The 16,074-nt window shown below is 74.9% G+C and carries 16 protein-coding genes; 9 read left to right on the forward strand and 7 right to left on the reverse strand.

Translation table 11 applies throughout. The annotated features are described in order from the left end of the window. Positions 1–240: 240 nt before the first annotated feature. The 3 genes from DPM19_RS07785 to DPM19_RS07795 form a co-directional block, all read right to left on the reverse strand. Positions 241–801 (reverse strand): HD domain-containing protein, encoded by a 561-nt coding sequence (locus DPM19_RS07785; RefSeq protein ID WP_111864146.1) that lies wholly within the window; start codon positions 799–801, stop codon positions 241–243. A gap of 45 nt (positions 802–846) precedes the next feature. Next, a complete protein-coding gene (locus DPM19_RS07790) occupies positions 847–4,158 on the reverse strand; it encodes a hypothetical protein (protein ID WP_111864148.1) in 3,312 nt (1,103 codons plus the stop codon). 323 nt (positions 4,159–4,481) lie between these two features. Further along, positions 4,482–5,126 (reverse strand): C40 family peptidase, encoded by a 645-nt coding sequence (locus DPM19_RS07795; protein WP_111864151.1) that lies wholly within the window; start codon positions 5,124–5,126, stop codon positions 4,482–4,484. A gap of 18 nt (positions 5,127–5,144) precedes the next feature. Between DPM19_RS07795 and DPM19_RS07800 the strand changes: the two genes are divergently transcribed. Next, on the forward strand, positions 5,145–5,414 hold the full coding sequence (locus tag DPM19_RS07800) for a hypothetical protein (protein WP_111864153.1): 270 nt from the start codon (positions 5,145–5,147) through the stop codon (positions 5,412–5,414). 29 nt (positions 5,415–5,443) lie between these two features. Here the strand turns inward: DPM19_RS07800 and DPM19_RS07805 are convergent, their stop codons facing one another. Both DPM19_RS07805 and DPM19_RS07810 read right to left on the reverse strand, forming a co-directional pair. Next, complete coding sequence (locus tag DPM19_RS07805) at positions 5,444–6,112, reverse strand: Crp/Fnr family transcriptional regulator (RefSeq protein WP_233509966.1); 669 nt, start codon at positions 6,110–6,112, stop codon at positions 5,444–5,446. 77 nt (positions 6,113–6,189) lie between these two features. Beyond that, entirely contained in the window at positions 6,190–6,624 is a 435-nt protein-coding gene (locus DPM19_RS07810) for a Pycsar system effector family protein (RefSeq protein ID WP_111864159.1), read from the reverse strand. A 171-nt stretch (positions 6,625–6,795) separates the two neighbouring features. Here DPM19_RS07810 and DPM19_RS07815 point away from each other — a divergent pair, with 171 nt between their 5' ends. The 3 genes from DPM19_RS07815 to DPM19_RS07825 all read left to right on the forward strand — a co-directional run bounded on the left by DPM19_RS07815 (position 6,796) and on the right by DPM19_RS07825 (position 9,462). Continuing rightward, positions 6,796–7,410: a TetR/AcrR family transcriptional regulator gene (locus DPM19_RS07815; protein ID WP_146778769.1), complete on the forward strand. Its 615-nt coding sequence runs from the start codon at positions 6,796–6,798 to the stop codon at positions 7,408–7,410. Between the two features lie 64 nt (positions 7,411–7,474). Next, a complete protein-coding gene (gene prcB, locus DPM19_RS07820) occupies positions 7,475–8,281 on the forward strand; it encodes a proteasome subunit beta (protein ID WP_233509967.1) in 807 nt (268 codons plus the stop codon). Between the two features lie 41 nt (positions 8,282–8,322). Next, a complete protein-coding gene (locus tag DPM19_RS07825; RefSeq protein ID WP_233509968.1) occupies positions 8,323–9,462 on the forward strand; it encodes an AI-2E family transporter in 1,140 nt (379 codons plus the stop codon). Positions 9,463–9,540: 78 nt separating this feature from the next. Here the strand turns inward: DPM19_RS07825 and DPM19_RS07830 are convergent, their stop codons facing one another. Further along, complete coding sequence (locus tag DPM19_RS07830; RefSeq protein ID WP_199484916.1) at positions 9,541–10,335, reverse strand: SAM-dependent methyltransferase; 795 nt, start codon at positions 10,333–10,335, stop codon at positions 9,541–9,543. 278 nt (positions 10,336–10,613) lie between these two features. Between DPM19_RS07830 and DPM19_RS07835 the strand changes: the two genes are divergently transcribed. The 5 genes from DPM19_RS07835 to hypF all read left to right on the forward strand — a co-directional run bounded on the left by DPM19_RS07835 (position 10,614) and on the right by hypF (position 15,556). Next, entirely contained in the window at positions 10,614–10,991 is a 378-nt protein-coding gene (locus DPM19_RS07835) for a helix-turn-helix transcriptional regulator (protein ID WP_158566723.1), read from the forward strand. Positions 10,992–11,560: 569 nt separating this feature from the next. Continuing rightward, positions 11,561–12,133 carry a D-sedoheptulose-7-phosphate isomerase gene (locus DPM19_RS07840; protein WP_111864167.1) on the forward strand — a complete coding sequence of 191 codons (573 nt, stop codon included), beginning with the start codon at positions 11,561–11,563 and terminating at the stop codon, positions 12,131–12,133. A 56-nt stretch (positions 12,134–12,189) separates the two neighbouring features. Then, positions 12,190–12,393 (forward strand): HypC/HybG/HupF family hydrogenase formation chaperone, encoded by a 204-nt coding sequence (locus DPM19_RS07845; RefSeq protein WP_111864170.1) that lies wholly within the window; start codon positions 12,190–12,192, stop codon positions 12,391–12,393. Next, the gene (locus DPM19_RS07850; protein ID WP_111864172.1) at positions 12,390–13,016 is read left to right on the forward strand and encodes a D-sedoheptulose-7-phosphate isomerase; all 627 of its coding nucleotides are present in this window, start codon (positions 12,390–12,392) and stop codon (positions 13,014–13,016) included. The genes DPM19_RS07845 and DPM19_RS07850 overlap by 4 nt, the downstream gene beginning before the upstream one ends. After that, the gene (gene hypF / locus DPM19_RS07855) at positions 13,013–15,556 is read left to right on the forward strand and encodes a carbamoyltransferase HypF (protein WP_111864175.1); all 2,544 of its coding nucleotides are present in this window, start codon (positions 13,013–13,015) and stop codon (positions 15,554–15,556) included. Before DPM19_RS07850 ends, hypF begins: the two co-directional genes overlap by 4 nt. A 60-nt stretch (positions 15,557–15,616) precedes the next feature. On the opposite strand, the gene DPM19_RS07860 is transcribed toward hypF, so the two are convergent. Beyond that, positions 15,617–16,006 (reverse strand): VOC family protein, encoded by a 390-nt coding sequence (locus DPM19_RS07860; RefSeq protein WP_111864177.1) that lies wholly within the window; start codon positions 16,004–16,006, stop codon positions 15,617–15,619. Positions 16,007–16,074: the final 68 nt, after the last annotated feature.

A 16,074-nucleotide genomic window follows, 5' to 3' on the forward strand; every position in this document is an offset into this window, starting at 1 on the left:
TTGAGGGAGATGCCTTGGCCGATGACCCCGCCGACCACGGAAGGCAGGGCAGCCTATCCGAATGTGCGGGCCTTGTATGAGTATGTGATGGCGTCCAGGTGCGCACGAGTTCGGACCGAACTTCGCCCGCCCCTCGACATCACCGTATTCCCCGGCAATGTACGCCCACGCGTCCGGGTTCGTCCTCCGACTGAAGGGGATCGCGGCACCGGAAACGTCGGAACCCGCGCCGGCGGGGGTTCAGTCGAGGGCGCGTTCGGCCCAGGCGACGGTGCCGGTGGCGAGGACCTCCTCGGCCAGCCGGCGGGCGGACGGGGTGCGGAGCCGGGGCAGGGCGGTGTCGATGAAGGGCTGCATGTTGCGGTTGCCCTGCTCGCGGTACTCGACGGCCTGGATCAGGCACTCCAGCGCGTCGGCGTCGCGGGCGCACACCGCCTCGGAGCTCTCGCCGCCCTCGTACTCACCGACCACCCGGGAGATCATCTTCGCGACCGGCTCCGGCAGGCCGCGCACCTGGTCGGCCGTGACCTGCTCGTTGGGTGCCCGGGTGGCGTACCGCTGCGCCAGATGGTGCAGGTCCGTCAGCCGGGCCTCCTGGGTGTCGTGGAACAGGCCCAGCAGTGCGGCCCGCTCCGGGTCGGCCCCCTCCTGCACGGCCAGCACGCTCGCCAGGATCGCCGTCCGGAACGAGTGGTCGGCCACGCTCTCGGGGTCGGCCACCCCGGCCACCAGCCATCCGGACCGCGGGTACCGCTTCAGCACCCCGAGCTCGAACAGGAACCCGCTCAGTTCCCCCGCCATCGCAACCTGCCTCCCGCGGTCGTTTCGGTGCGAGCGTAGGCGCCGTCAGCCGGCCCAGGGGTCGGATGCGGATTCGGCGCGCAGGACGTTGCGGCGGGAGGCGTGCAGCGCCGGTGCGCAGCGGGCGAGCACGCCGCGGCCGAGCCGGTCGGCGATGGCCCGCTCCAGCTCGGCCTGCGGGTCGTCGCCGAGCCGGGCCGCCACCTGGGCGTACGAGAACCGGTAGTGCCGGGCCCACAGCTCCGTGGCGAGCAGCCGCTCGGCCTCCGCCCGGACCGGGCCCCGCCGGTCCTCGGGGACGGCCTCGACGGCCGATGCCAGGTCGCCGGCGTCCGCCGCACGGTGCAGCGCCCCCAGCGCGCGGACGTGGTCCTCGTACACCTCGTACGGGCGTGGCGGCGGGGCGGTGTCCCCGACCAGGATCCAGCGGCCGGCCCGGCTCGCGGCGACCAGGAAGTCACCGTCCGGCACCCGGCCGGCGTCGTCGACGACCAGGACGTCGAAACCGGCCTCCGCCAGCGCGGGCAGCGCCGCCACGGCCACCGGCGGACCGCACACCACGGCGGCGTCCGCCAGCAGGACCTTCGCGAGCTCGGCCTCGTCCGCCGCCGGGGCCGGCGCCGCCTGCCGCGGCGCCGCGGGGGTCGCCGGGCGGATGCCGAACTCGGCGGTGGCCGGGCGGGGCCGGCCGATTCCGGAGCCCGCCTCCCGGACCGGCTCCGGCGGCGGGGACAGCGGAGCGGTCGCCTCGGCGGGGTTGCCGCCCGGGACCGGCGCGCCGATACCGGACGGGTCGGTCACGGTGCCGACGAGTTCCGTGCGGCGGGCCAGCTGCTCGACCTCCGCCACCGCCCGCCGCCGGACCGGCTCGACCAGGCTCGCCAGGTTGTCGTCCGGGCCGGCGCCGCAGATGCCGGCGACCCGTTCCCGGGAGTGCGCCTCGGTCTCGACGGCCGCCCCGATCTCGGCCTCCGCCCGCGGCAATTCCACCGCCGCCTCCTCGGCCAGCGCGGTCAGCCCGGTCTCGGCCTCGGCCTGCCGCCGCCCGGCGGCCTCGATGGCGGCCTCGGTCCGCTCCACGTCGGCCGCCGCGTTGCGGGCGGCGAGTTCCGCGTCGCCGAGCCGTTCCTCGGCCTGCCGGAGGAGCTGCCCGGCGTGCCGCGCGGCCGCGCTGGCCTGCACGGACCGCTCGACGGCCGCGGCCGCCTCCCGGGCGAGCGCCTGCTGCTCCGCCCGGGCCTGCTCCAGCTCGGCCGGCAGCCGCTCCAACTCGCCCGCCAGCCGCTCGATCATCTCCTTCAGGGCGACCAGCTCGCGGCCGCCCTCGGTGAGGAACGTGGCGAGCCGGGCGTGGTGCGCGTCGGCCCGGACGAACGCCTCGTGGACCCGGCGCCCGTGCTCGGCCGCCTCCTCCGCCTCCAGGTTGCGCTCCGTCACCTGCCGCCGCAGTTCCACCACCTCCGGCGGAGACGGCAGCACGTGCATCCGCTGGCCCAGGCTGAGCTTCTGCCGGGCCGCGGCCAGCGCCGACTCGGCCGCGCGCAGCCGGTAGTAGCACGCGTGCCCCTCAGCCTCCGCCGCGGTCGAATCCGCGGCCAGCCGCTCGGCCTCCGCCGCCGCCTTGGGCAGCGCGCGCTCAGCTTGGCCCAGATCCTCGGTCAGGGTGCCGGCGCGCTCGCGGGCCGCGCCCAGCTCCCGGGAGCAGGTGGCCAGCCGCTCCTCGACGGCCACGGCGTGGGAGTAGGCGTCCTCGGCCTTCCGGGTGTGCTCGTCGGCCGTTCCCGCGGCCTCGTCCGCGGCCGCCTGCAACGTCTCCTGCTCGGCGCGGAACGTCTCGGTCTCCTCGCCGAGCCGCTGCCGGTCGGCGGCCAGCCGTTCCCGTGCCTCGCGCGCCGCCGCCAGCTCGCGCCGCCCCGTCTCGATCGCGGTGCGCTCGGCCGCGACCTGGGCGGTCAGCCGTTCCCTGCGGGCCGCCAGCGCCCGCTCGCGCTCGTCGCGCTCGGCCCGGAGCGCGTCCAGGGCCGCCCGGTCGCGCGGCCACTGCTCCAGCAGGAGCAGTTCGCGCCGCAGCCGCCGCAGCTCGGTGGCCCATTCCCGGTGGTGCGTTTCGCCCACCGGGCGGACCGTCCAGCCCGCCGACGTGCGCGGGTCCCCGGTCGCCTGGACGCGTACCGCACGCACCTCGGCCGCGCCGATCGCCTCGGCCGCGCCGGCCACGTCGGGGCCGCACACCAGGACCCGCTCCCCGGCGGCGGCCAGCCGCCGGACGACCTCGCCGACGAACGCGGCGCGCGCCGCCCCGGCCGGCGCCTCGACCAGGCACGCGGCCGGTGTCTCCAGCACCCTTCCGATGATCTCGTCCGTTGTGCCGACGGCCGGCTCGGGAACCGACGTCTGCACGGTTTCGGCGGCGCCCGCGGGCGCGTCCTCGGCCGGAATGCTCTCGGAGCTCTCCTCGGACGGTACGTCCGCGGGGGGCTCCGGGCCCTCCTGCAGTACGGCGTCGCTGGGGATCGAGAGCCGGACGGTCTCGGTGGAGTCGGGCGGCGTCCACTGCTCGACCGGTGCCTCCTCGACCGGCTCGGGGAGGGTGCTGGTGGCGTCGGCGGGCGGGCTCGTCGCGCCGTCTGCCGCGGGGGAGGAGGCGGTGCCGGATGGCAGGTCCTCGACCGGGGCGGGGCGGGAGCCGGAGGAGGCGGTACCGGACGGCAGATCCTCGACCGGGGTGGGGAGGGTGCTGGTGGGGTCGGCGGGTGGGCTCGTCGTGCTGCCCTCCGCCGGGGCGGGGCGGGAGCCGGAGGAGGCGGTACCGGACGGCAGGCCCTCTGCCGGGGTGGGGAGGGTGTTGGTGGGGTCGGCAGGCGGGTCCGTCGCGCCGTCCGCCGCGGGGGAAGTGGTGGTGTCAGGCAGCAGATCCTCTGCCGGGGTGGGGAGGGTGCTGGCGGGGTCGGCAGGCGGGTCCGTCGCGCCACTCTCCGCCGGGGTGGGGAGGGTGCTGGCGGGCGGGCTCGTCGCGTCGTCCTCCGCCGGGGCGGGAGCGTCCGCCGGTTCCGCCGGGGCAGAAGCGTCGGGGAACGCGACCGGGGGGAGGGCGGAGGGGTCGCTCATCATGCGGATGAGCTCGCCGGGGTCGCCGTGCACCTGGCCGTCGCGCAGGGCGCGCAGCGCTGCCAGGTCCGCGGTCCAGCCGAGCGTTCCGGGCGGGGCGGGGGTTTCTCGCAGCCGCCCCTCGAAGAGCTGGTACAGCCCTACCAGCGGCCCGTACGCGGTCTCGAACCGTCGCCGGAGCGCGTCGTCGGCCGCGGGAGGGAAAGTGACGTCCTCGGCCGGTTGGTCCAGCGCTCCCACGTCGGCCATGCCTCCTCTTGTCCTTGCCGGGGCGCGGAACCGCTCCGGGGTTTCTGATCCTTGCCCAGCGGAGGCGGTGTCTCACCCGCCGGCCTCGGCCGATATGGAACGGTGTCCTCTCTCTGCCGATACTGCCCGATTGTCCCCGGATGCGCTGACCCACCCGGGGCATACGGTCCCGGAACACCGCGCGGAGAGGCGGTGACGGCCGCCACGAGCAGGGCGGCGTGGTGCGGCCCGGCCCGCACGCGGAACTCCTGCGGCGGATGGAGCACCGGCACGAGCGGGTGCACGACCTGGCCGTGGAGGTGCGGGGGGCGGCTGCGGGGACGCTAACCGGCGGGCTTCCGGGCAGGTACGGACACGGAGATCTCGCCGCCCAGCCGGGCCCCGCCCAGGAGACCGAGGTCGTCTCCGCTCCAGAACCGGCCGGGGTCGTACCAGTTGGGCCGCCGGTCGCGCGGCAGCAGACCCATGTCCTGGTACGTGACCGCGACGATCTCGGCGCAGAAGGCGCTCTCCAGGTCCGCCGCCGGCCGGGCCCGCCGCGGCACCCGGCCGCGCGCCCAGCGGGAGGCGAGCCGGGCGGTGGACGGGAACGGGGTGCCGTCCAGCCTGGCGACGGTGCGTAGCGCCGCGTCCTCCATCGTCCGGGTGGGCGGCGGGGTGAGCTGCCGCAGCCAGGCCCGCTGCCCGTACCGCTCGGCCCAGGCCAGGACGGCCGCCCGCAGGTCGTGCAGTTGGGCGCCCCGGTGGTGGCCGCCCGACCACAGGTCGGGGAGCGAGCGGCCGAGTTCGGCGTGCCACATCAGCGGCGGTAGGTCGTCGATGACGATGGCCATGCCGACGTGGTTGACCGGGCTGTTGGTGGTCAGCTGGATGGCCCGGTCGGCCGGTGCCCTGCCCCGGAACAGCCAGAGGTCACCCGTGCGGGTTAGGTCCAGAGCCTCCGTGAGGCTGATGGTCGAGCCGGACATGCTCGCTAGCCTAGGCGGATGAAGTGGTGGAAAGCGCTGGGCCTGGCGGGTTTCGTCGGTGTCGCGGCCACCGGAGTGGTGATTGTCCGGTCGGAGCGCCGCCGCCGGGCGTACACCCCCGAGGAGATCAGGAACCGGCTGCACGAGCGGGTCGCCGCGGCGGAGGCGGCCGAACCGGTCGCGGCTCCGGAGCCGGCGAACCGGGTCCGCCGGGCCGCGGACCGGGCCGGGCAGTGGTGGCACCGCCTGCGAGCGGCAGCCGTTGCCGCGCGGCGGGAAGGAACCTGACCTCACCGCCCTGCGAGAGAGGCGGCCGGCTAACCGTCCAACGTCTCGGACAGCTCCTGGAGGCGGCCGACGTCAGTGACGACGATCTCGCCGCGCCGGGTGACGACGAGGCCCAGCCGGCGCAGCCAGGCGAGCTGGACGGCCACGCTGGCCCGGGACAGGCCGATGGCCTCCCCGAACTCCGTCTGGTCGAGGCCGATCTCGGCCTGCCGGGGGGCGGCGGAGGCGTGCGGCGGCAGCGGGGAGGCCAGCCGGAGCAGTCCCCGGATCACCCGGGGGCGGGCCGGCAGGGCGGCCAGTTCGGTCGAGACCCGCTCGGACTGCTGGAGCCGCTGGAACGCGTGCCGCAGCAGCAGGTCCTTCAGGTCGAGTTCCGCGACGAGCGACGTGAACCGGTCCCCGGCGATCACATGGGTGCGGCACTCGTCCATGGCCGTGACGGTGGTGGTGCGGGTGCCGCCGCCCAGCACCGCGATCTCGCCCAGCAGCTCGCCCGGATGCCGGATGGCCAGCAGCAGCGAACTGCCGTCGGCCTCCAGCCGGGTGATCTTCACCCGGCCCGACAGCAGGGCCAGCACGTGGCCGGCGGGATCTCCCTGGAAAAGCAGGGTCTCCCCGCGCGCGAACACCTGGGGGTGGCCCGCCGCGACGATGCGGGCCCACAGTTGCGGGCTGACCATCGACTTCAGACCGCTCATGCGTCCATGGTCGCCCGCCCGCCCGCCGGGCGTCCGGCGGGCGGGTAAATCGTTGCGATCCGGTGCCCTGCCGGGGCTCAGAGCAGGTCGGCCAGGCGGGCGCACAGCACCAGGACCAGCGCGCAGGCCAGCAGGTTCACGGCCGTCTGGAGCAGCCGGAACTTGTCGAGCGCGATGCGCGACAGGACGCTCAGCTCCCGGTGCCGCCAGGCGTCCGGGTCGTGTTCCGGCAGGGGGGCGTCGGCGGCGTGCAGGCAGAACCCGCCGTTCTCCAGCCGGGGGCGGACGACGAAGAGGAGCTGGAGGATCGCGCAGGCGGCCGTGACCAGGGCCCCGCCGAGCAGCCAGGCGGCGAGCGCGTTCCGCGGCTGGGCGGTGGTGGCCAGGACGAAGCCCGCGCCGGCCAGGGCCAGTAGCGCCGCCGACTTGCCGTCGGCGCGCACCAGCTCACCGCGGACGGCGACGAGTTCCTCGGCGAGCAGGGAGTGGTCGTCTGGAGGGGCGGGGTGCATGGGCGTCTCCTTCCGGCCGCACCCGTAGTTTCCCGCGGGTCGCCGCCGGCCCGTGTTCGATTCTGGGCATACAGGCCGCCGGGGCGCCCGCGCCTTCCGGAAGGTCGGGTGGGCGGGACGCCGCGCCGGTAGGGTGCCGTCGCGAGGAAGATCCGGAAGGGGGTGGCATCCGTGGCTCCGCAGGCCACGCAGGAGGAGCGCACCGAGGCGTCCCGGCGGCGCATCATCGAGGCCGCCCTCAAGGTCCTCGCCGAGGAGGGCTACCGCAACATGACGGTGGCCCGCATCCAGGAGGTCGCCGGGCTCAGCCGGGGCCTGGTGGGCTACCACTTCGGCTCCAAGCAGGGCCTGCTGGAAGCGCTGATCGACAGCATCCGGCAGGACTACGCCGACGAGGTCGTCAAGGAGCTCGACGCCGGCGATCCGGCCGGCCTCGACGCGATCCTGGAGATGATCGACAGCTACCTGACCCGGCTCGGCGGCCGGCCGAACCGCAACACGGTGCTGCTCGTGCTGATGGTCGAGTCGATCAGCGAGCTGCCCGAGCTGCGCACCGCCGTCCAGTCGCTCAACGCCGTGCTGCGCCGCCGGTTCGGCGGCTGGCTGACCAGGGGAGTCGAGGACGGCACGGTCCGCCCCGACGTCGATCCGGCGGTCGAGGCCGGTCTCCTCCAGGGCCTGATCCGCGGCATCACCCTCCAGTGGCTGGTGGACCCGGACGGCTTCGACCTGGTGGCGGCCAGGCGCGGCGCCCTGGCCATGGTCCGCCGCAGCCTCGCCCCCTGACCTTGCCGGGCCGGCCGCCGGGTGTGAAAGGGTGGTGCCGCGGATCGAGGCGGGAGGAGCGTTCGTGAGGGACCAGGGGTTGTTCTCCGTCGAGTCGACGTCCTTCGTCGAGTACCTGAGCGCGCACGAACCCGAGCTGCTGCCGGTCAACCGGGCGGCCGGTGCCGACCTGGCCCCGCACGGGACGACCGTGCTGGCGCTCACCTTCCCGGGTGGCGTGATGATGGCCGGCGACCGGCGCGCGACCATGGGCAACGTGATCGCCCAGCGCGACCTGGAGAAGGTGCAGCGCGCCGACGAGTACTCGGTGGTGGCCTTCGCCGGCACGGTGGGGCTGGCCGTCGAGATGGTGCGGCTCTTCCAGGTGGAGCTGGCGCACTACGAGAAGATGCAACTGGTCACGCTGTCGCTGAACGCCAAGGCCCGCCGGCTGGGCGCGGTGATCAAGGCCAACCTCGGGCTGGCGATGCAGGGGCTGGCGGTGGTGCCGCTGTACGCGGGCTACGACGTCGACACCGGCACCGGGCGGATCTTCGGCTACGACATCACCGGCGCCCCGGCCGAGTCCAAGCACTTCCTTGCCGAGGGGTCGGGCTCACCGTTCGCGGAGGGCGCGCTGAAGAAGCTCTACCGGCCCGACCTGTCGGTCGAGGACGCCGCCACCGTGTGCGTCGAGGCGCTGTACGACGCCGCCGACGACGACTCGGCCACCGGCGGCCCCGACCTCACCCGGCGCATCTACCCGGTGATCGTGACCGCCACGGCCGACGGCTACCGCAGGCTGCCCGAGGACGAGGTCGCGGCCGTCGCCGAGGCGGTTGTCGAGCGCCGCCGGGCGAACCCGGGCGGCCCTCTCGCCCCGCTGCGCTGACCGGATTGGGTTCGGCCCGGCAGGGCGGGTAGTTCGGCTGGGTGAGCTCCAGCCGACGGCAGACCTCCGAGGTCATGGACCGGGTGCCCCTCGCGCTCCGCGTGGCGGCCCTCGGCGGCGCGTGCGTCCTGATCGTGGGCGCGACGATCTACGCGGTCGGGTCCCTGCTCGGCCGGGTCGCCCCGCTCAGCCTGGCCGTCGTGGTGGCGCTGCTGCTGACGGCACTGATCTCGCCGGTCGCCGCCGTGCTGCGCCGGATCGGCGCGCCGTCCTGGCTGGCCGCGCTGGGCGGCCTGCTGAGCCTGCTGCTCGCCATCGCGCTGCCACTGGCGGTGGTGAGCAACCGCACCGCGGCCCAGTGGCCCGAACTGCGCCGCAGCGTCGGCGGGGGGCTCCAGCACCTGCGCGACCTGCTGCTCAACGGCCCGCTGCCGATCACCCAGCGGCAGCTGGACTCCGCCGTGGACGGGCTCGTCAAGGCGGCGCGCAAGGCCGCCCCCGACCCGGTGGGCGGGGCGACCGCCGCCGCCGAGGTCGTCACCGGGATCCTGCTCGCCCTGGTGCTGCTGTTCTTCCTGCTGCGCGACGGGCCGCAGATCTGGCAGTGGGCGTTGCGGGCCGCGCCCGAGCAGGCGCGCCACCGGGTGGACGTTGCCGCCCGGGCCGGCTGGCAGACCATCGTCTCCTACGTGCGGGGCACGGTCCTGGTGGCGCTGGTGGACGCGCTGGGCATCGGGACGGCGCTGCTGCTGATCGGTGTGCCGCTGGCCCTGCCGCTGACCTTGCTGACCTTCATGGCCGCGTTCATCCCGATCGTCGGCGCGACGGTCGCGGGCGCGGTGGCGGTGCTCGTCGCCCTGGTGAGCAACGGCGTCACGGACGCGCTGCTGGTGCTGGGCGCGGTCCTGCTGGTGCAGCAGGCCGAGGGGCACCTCCTGCAGCCGCTGATCATGGGCCGGGCGCTCCGGCTGCACCCCGCCGTGGTGCTGATGGCGGTCACCGCGGGCACCCTGCTGGGCGGCATCGCCGGAGCGGTGATCGCCGTCCCGCTGACCGCCGTCACCTACCGTGTCATCGCCACCTTCCACGCCACCGCGGAGCCCGTGCCCGCCGGGGCGCCGCCACCGGTTTCCGTGCCGGAGCGGGCCGGCGGTGAGGACGAACCGGATCGGGACGATTAGCAGTGCCGAAGCGGCCGGGGTGATCTCGGCGAGTTCACCGGGGTCCGCCGCAGGTACACCACCGGCGGCTGACCCGGCTCAGCCCGGGATGACGGCGACGCCGGCCAGACCGCGGATGGGGGGCGGGGCGACTCGTTCGGTGTCGTCCGCCGGGCGCCAGGCGTGCAGGTCGACGAGACCCGGTTCGAGCAGGTCCAGGTGCTCGACCAGGGCGTGGATCTCCCGGTGGTCGCGGAAGACGATCGGCGAGCTGGACTTGGCGTAGACGGCGCTGACCCGGGTGATCACCTCGGGCAGGGTGCCCTCCGAGGTGGCGAGCGAGAGCGCCAGGTGGCTGCCCGGCACGGTCCGGGAGGTGTACTTGGCGACCAGTTCCCGGGCCTCCGCGATGAAGTGCAGCACCGAGACCATGAGGACGGCCACGGGCCGGGACAGGTCGATCAGTTCCAGCAGCGTCGGGTCGGAGAGCACCGTGTCGGGATCGCGCATGTCAGCGGTGATCATCCGGGTGCGTCCGTCGCCGGCGAGCAGTGCCCGACCGTGCGCCAGCACGATCGGGTCGTGGTCCACGTAGGCCACCCGGGCCGCGGGGTTGACGCGCTGCGCCACCTGGTGGACGTTGTCGGCCGTCGGCAGCCCCGAGCCCAGGTCGATGAACTGGTCGACGCCCAGTTCCGCCAGTGCCGTCACGGCGCGGACCAGGAAGTCCCGGTTGTCGCGGGCCATCCGGGGAGCCTCTGGCAGGACCTCCATGATCTGCTGGGCCGCGGCCCGGTCGACCTCGTAGTTGTCCTTGCCCTGGAGCAGGTAGTCGTAGATCCGCGCGGTGTGCGGGATGGAGTCGTCGATTCCCAGGTCCTGGATCTCGCTCATGGATCTTGATCCTGCCGAGTTCGCGCCGCGCTCGTAGGGCAATTGGCCGACTGTGGCCGGATTTGTCAGACAGATCCGCCTGTCATCACTTGATGTGTGCGATCTAGCGCGAAGGGTAGTCAACGGGCGAGGGGCGCCGAGCGGGCCGACCATGGATCGCGCGTGCGGGAACGCGCTCCGGCCGAGCGACGGACGCCGCTGGCGGCGGGCCGCCCCGTCCCACGAACCGTACCCGGCAGGCCGCGCCGGGGCCGGAACCAGGCGAGAAAGGCGTATCCGTGCGTGACGGCGAGCCGAGGAACTTCCTCCAGTGCTGCCTGCTCCTGCTGCTCCGGGAGCGGCCCGCCCACGGCTACGACCTGTACGAACGGCTTGGCCCGTTCGGCGTCGCCGACGGCGAGCCCACCGCCGTGTACCGCAGGCTGCGCGCGCTGGAGCAGGCCGGGATGGTCCGCTCGGAGTGGGAACTCTCCGACATCGGCCCGGCCCGGCGCACCTACCACCTGACCGAACGCGGCGACGCACTGCTGCGCAGCCGGGGCGACGCCCTGGCCGAGACGCGCCGCCGGCTCGACTACTACCTCGGCCGGCACGCCAGGGCCGCCGCACCGCCCCGAGCGCCAAGCCGGCAGGGAGCGGTGCCAAGAGCGCCGTGACCAGCGAGCGAAGCGAGCCAGACCAGTAGGGAGCGGCGCCCGCGTCGTCTGGACTGAGGAGTGGTGAAGATCGTGAGGTACGAGCGATCTTCGCTGCGACGAGGGAAGACGGCGCGCCGGAGGCGCCGCGACAAGCGCGAGGAACGAGCGCCAGGCCAACAGGGAGCGGCGCCCGCGTCGTCTGGACTGAGGAGTGGTGAAGATCGTGAGGTACGAGCGATCTTCGCTGCGACGAGGGAAGACGGCGCGCCGGAGGCGCCGCGACAAGCGCGAGGAACGAGCGCCAGGCCAACAGGGAGCGGCGCCCGCGTCGTCTGGACTGAGGAGTGGTGAAGATCGTGAGGTACGAGCGATCTTCGCTGCGACGAGGGAAGACGGCGCGCCGGAGGCGCCGTGACCAGCGAGCGAAGCGAGCCAAACAAGCAGGGAGCGGTGCCCGTGTCGTCTGGACTGAGGAGTGGTGAAGATCGTGAGGTACGAGCGATCTTCGCTGCGACGAGGGAAGACGGCGCGTCGGAGGCGTCGCGACCAGCGCGAGGAACGAGCGCCAAGCCAACAGGGAGGGTCCCATGATCGCCGAAGCCTTTGCCCGCCGGTCCGCACCCGGGCTGGCGCTTGCCGGCGAGGCCGACCGGATCGCCCGCGCCTGTCACGCCATGGCGGCCCGGTTCCAGGACGGCGGGAAGATGATCGCCTTCGGTAACGGCGCGCAGGCCACGGACGCGGCGCACCTCGCCGTCGAGTTCGCGCACCCGGTGACGGTGGGCCGGCGCGCGCTGCCCGCGATCTCGCTGGCGGCCGACCCCGGCGTCCTGACCGGCGTCGCCCGCACCGCCGGCTTCGACCAGGTGTACGCGGCCCAGCTGTACCCGCTGGCCGAGCCCGCCGACATCGCTGTCGGGCTTTCCCCGGACGGGCGGTGCGAGAACGTCCGCCGGGGGCTGGCCGCCGCCCGGGACCGTGGCCTGCTCACGGTCGCGCTGGGCGGTGGGCCCATGCCGGCCGACCACGCGCTGGTGGTGGACTCCGCCGATCCCCGGGTGGTGAAGGAGATCGTGGTGACCGCCTACCACCTGCTGTGGGAGCTGGTGCACGTCTTCCTGGAGCGGCCGGGCCGGCTCGCCGCGGAGCCCGCCCCGTGATCCCCGGAGGCAACAGGTCACCAGCCGGCGGGCCGTGCCCACCGGGGGCCCGCCCCGTGAGTCCCGAAGGCAGCTGCTTCACCTGTTCCGACGCGGCCGTCCCGGCACGGGTCGTGGACCTGCTCGGCGACGGCCTCGCCCGGGCCGACACGGGCGCCGGCCCGGCGGAGATCAGCGTGGCGCTGGTGGACGTCCGGCCCGGTGACCTGGTCCTGGTGCACGCCGGCGAGGCCATCGCCCGGATCGAGGGAGACCGATGACCCACGAGACCCTGTACCCCGGCCTGTACGCGGCCGCGCCCGGCGTCGAGGAAGTCTTGGCGGAGGTCGCGGGCTCCACCGCGGAGAAGGCCCGGGAGATCGTCGCGCTCCGTGAGGAGACGGGCCGACTGCACGCGGACCGGCTGGCCGGGTGCGCTGCCGCGCTCGCCCGCGCGTTCGCCGCGGGCGGCCGGCTGTTCGCTTTCGGCAACGGCGGCAGTGGCACTGACGGGCACGCGCTCGCGGAGCTGTTCGCCAACCCTGGCCCCGGCCGCCGGCCGCTGCCCGCACTCGCTCTGACCAGCGACGTCGCCGTCATCACCGCGCTCGGCAACGACATCGGCTTCGAGGTCGTCTTCGCCCGGCGGCTTGCCGCGCTGGGCCGGGCGGGCGACATCGCCGTCGGGCTGTCGACCAGCGGCGACTCCGCGAACGTGATCCGCGCGCTGGGCGAGGCCGGCCGGATGGGGATGATCACCGTGGGTTTCGCCGGGTACGACGGCGGCCGGATGCGCGACCGGGTGGACCACCTGTTCGTGGTGCCCTCGTCCTCGGTGCACCGGATCCAGGAGGCGCAGACCACCCTGTACCACGTGCTGTGGGAAGCGGTTCAGGCCGCATGAGCGCGCGTCAACGCATCCGGGTCGAGGGGATCGTCCAGGGCGTCGGCTTCCGGCCGTTCGTGTACGGGCTGGCCACCCGGCTGGGCGTTCGGGGCAGCGTGCGCAACGACCCCGGCGGCGTGCTCATCGACGCCGAGGGCGACCGCGGTGCGCTGGACCGGCTGCTGGCCGGCCTGGAGACCGGCCCCCCGGCGCTGGCCGTGGTCGAGCGCATCCAGGTGGAGGACCTGCCGCCGGCCGGCCTCCCCGGCTTCACCATCGTCCCCAGCGGGGACGGCGGGCCCGGCCGGACGCTCATCTCCGCCGACACCGCCACCTGCGTCGCCTGCCTCGCCGAGGTGCTCGACCCCGCCGACCGCCGGTACCGGCACCCCTTCGCCAACTGCACCGGCTGCGGCCCGCGCTTCACCGTCGTCACCGGCGTCCCCTACGACCGCGCCCGGACCACCATGGTGGGTTTCGCGCTGTGCGACGACTGCCGCCACGAGTACGCGGACCCGGCCGACCGCCGCTTCCACGCCCAGCCCACCTGCTGCCCCCGCTGCGGGCCCCGCCTCGAACTGACCGTCCGGGAGCCCGGCGACCTGGCCGCCCGGTCACCGGGTGCCGGGGCGACGGGCGGCTTGGCCGTCGAGGCCGCTTGGCCGCCGGGTGTCGGGACGGCCCGGTCATCGGGCGCCGAGGTGGCGGACGCCCCGGCCATCGGGGCTGCTCGGCCGCCGGGTGCCGGAGCGACCGGCGACCCGGCCACGGGGGCGGCCCGGTCACCGGGTGCCGGGGTGGGGGGTGACCCGGCTGCTTGGCTGCCAGGCGCCGGCGCGATGGCCGACCCGGCCACCGGGACGGCCCCCTCGCGGGGGGTCGGGGTGGCGGGTGACCTGGTTGCCGAGGCCGCACGGCTGCTGGCGGCCGGGGCGGTGCTGGCGGTCAAGGGGCTGGGCGGGTACCACCTGGCCGTGGACGCGTCCGACGAGACCGCCGTGGCGGCGCTGCGGGCCCGCAAGCGCCGGCCGGACAAGCCGTTCGCGCTGCTGGCGGCGAACGCGGACGCCGTCCGCGAGCTGTGCGAGGGGGTGACCGGGGCGCTGCCGGTGCTGGCCGGGCGGCGCCGGCCGATCGTGCTGCTGCCGCGCCGTCCCGCCGCGCCGGTGGCGCCCTCGGTGGCGCCCGGCCGGCGGGAGCTGGGGGTGATGTTGCCGAGCACGCCGCTGCACCACCTGCTCGCCCGGGAGCTGGGCCGCCCGATGGTGCTGACCAGCGCGAACGTCGCGTCCGAGCCGATCGTTCACCTGGACGAGGAGGTGCCGCGGCTGGCCGGGCTGGTGGACGGCGTCCTCGCCCATGACCGGCCGATCCACGCCCGCGCCGACGACTCGGTGGTGCGGATCTTCCGCGGCCGGGAGCTGCCCGTCCGGCGCTCCCGGGGGTACGCCCCCGAGCCGGTGCCGCTGCCGGTGCCGGCCGCCCGCCCGGTGCTGGCCTGCGGCGGCGAGCTGAAGAACACCTTCTGCCTGGCGCGGGGGCGGCGCGCGTTCCTGTCCCCGCACGTCGGTGACCTGGCCGACCACGCCACCTACCGGGCGTTCACCGAGGGGATCGAGCATTTCCGGCTGCTGTTCGGCATCCGGCCCGAGGTGGTGGCGCACGACCTGCACCCCGGCTACCCGTCCACCGGGTACGCGCTGGAGCTGGACGGTGTCGAGACCGTCGGCGTCCAGCACCACCACGCGCACATCGCGTCCTGCCTGGCCGACAACGGGGCGGCGGGCCCGGTGCTGGGCGTCGCGTTCGACGGCACCGGCCACGGCCTCGACGGGACGGTCTGGGGCGGCGAGTTCCTGGTCGCGGACCTCGCCGGCTTCGAGCGCGTCGCGCACCTGGAGCCCGTCCGGCTGCCCGGCGGCGACGCGGCGGTCCGCGAGCCCTGGCGGATGGCCGCCGCCTACCTGCTCGCCGCCTGCGGCGCGAACGCCCCGGACCTGCCCGTGGCCGTCCGGCACGGCGAGCGGTGGCGGCTGGTGACCTTGCTGGCCCGCCGGGGGACGCGCGCCCCGTGGACGTCCAGCGCCGGCCGCCTGTTCGACGCCGTGGCCGCCGTGCTCGACCTGCGCGACACGGTGACCTACGAGGGTCAGGCCGCGATCGACCTGGAGCAGTGCGCCGACCCCGCCGAGCCCGGCGCCTACCCGGCGGAGGTTGCCGAAGGGGATCCGCTGGTGGTCCGCGGCACCGACCTGTTCCGGGCCGCGGTTGACGACCTGCTCGCTGGGGCGACCGCCGGGGTGATCGCGGCCCGGTTCCACCGCGGCCTGGCGGACGCGATCGCCCGCACCGTCGAGATCCTTCGCGACCGCACTGGCCTGGCCACGGTCGCGCTGTCCGGCGGTGTCTTCCAGAACGTGCTGCTGCTGGGCCTGACCGTCGAGCGGCTGGAGCGCCGGGGCCTGCGCGTCCTCACCCACACCCGCGTCCCGCCGGGCGACGGCGGCCTGAGCCTCGGCCAGGCCGCCGTCGCCGCGGCCCGCTGCGGGCGGGGGTGACGGGAGAACGCTCGCCGGAGGGCGCTCCCGTGGTCGGGCGGGCGCACCGGGACGGGCGGTTCAGCCGTCGGCGGGCGCGTTCCAGTCGACGAGCTGGACGATGACGCCGTTGGGGTCCCGCACCTGGAAGGCGCGCTCGCCCCACTCCTCGGCGGTCAGCGGCATGGTGATGGTGACGCCCTCGCCCTCCAGCCGGGCCAGTTCGCCCTCCAGGTCGTCCACCGTGAACGCGAGGATCAGCCCGCCGGCGTGGTCGTCGCGCTGGTCGGCGGGCAGTGTCGGCAGCCCGCGCCGCAGGTAGATGACGTTCATGCCCGCGTCGTCCCGGGTCAGCGACGCGAACCCGTCGGCGCTCATCACGACCTGGAACCCGAAGTGCCGCACGAGGAAGCCGCTGGACGCCTCGACGTCCTCCACGTTCAACGACACGGCCGAAGCGGTGATCTTCAAGTGCCCTCCCTGGAGCCCGTCATCAATCTCTGTACGCCGTACATTATACGTCGTACAGAGATTGTTCG

The organism is Actinomadura craniellae (genome assembly GCF_003289645.1).
Classification (GTDB): Bacteria; Actinomycetota; Actinomycetes; order Streptosporangiales; family Streptosporangiaceae; genus Actinomadura_D; species Actinomadura_D craniellae.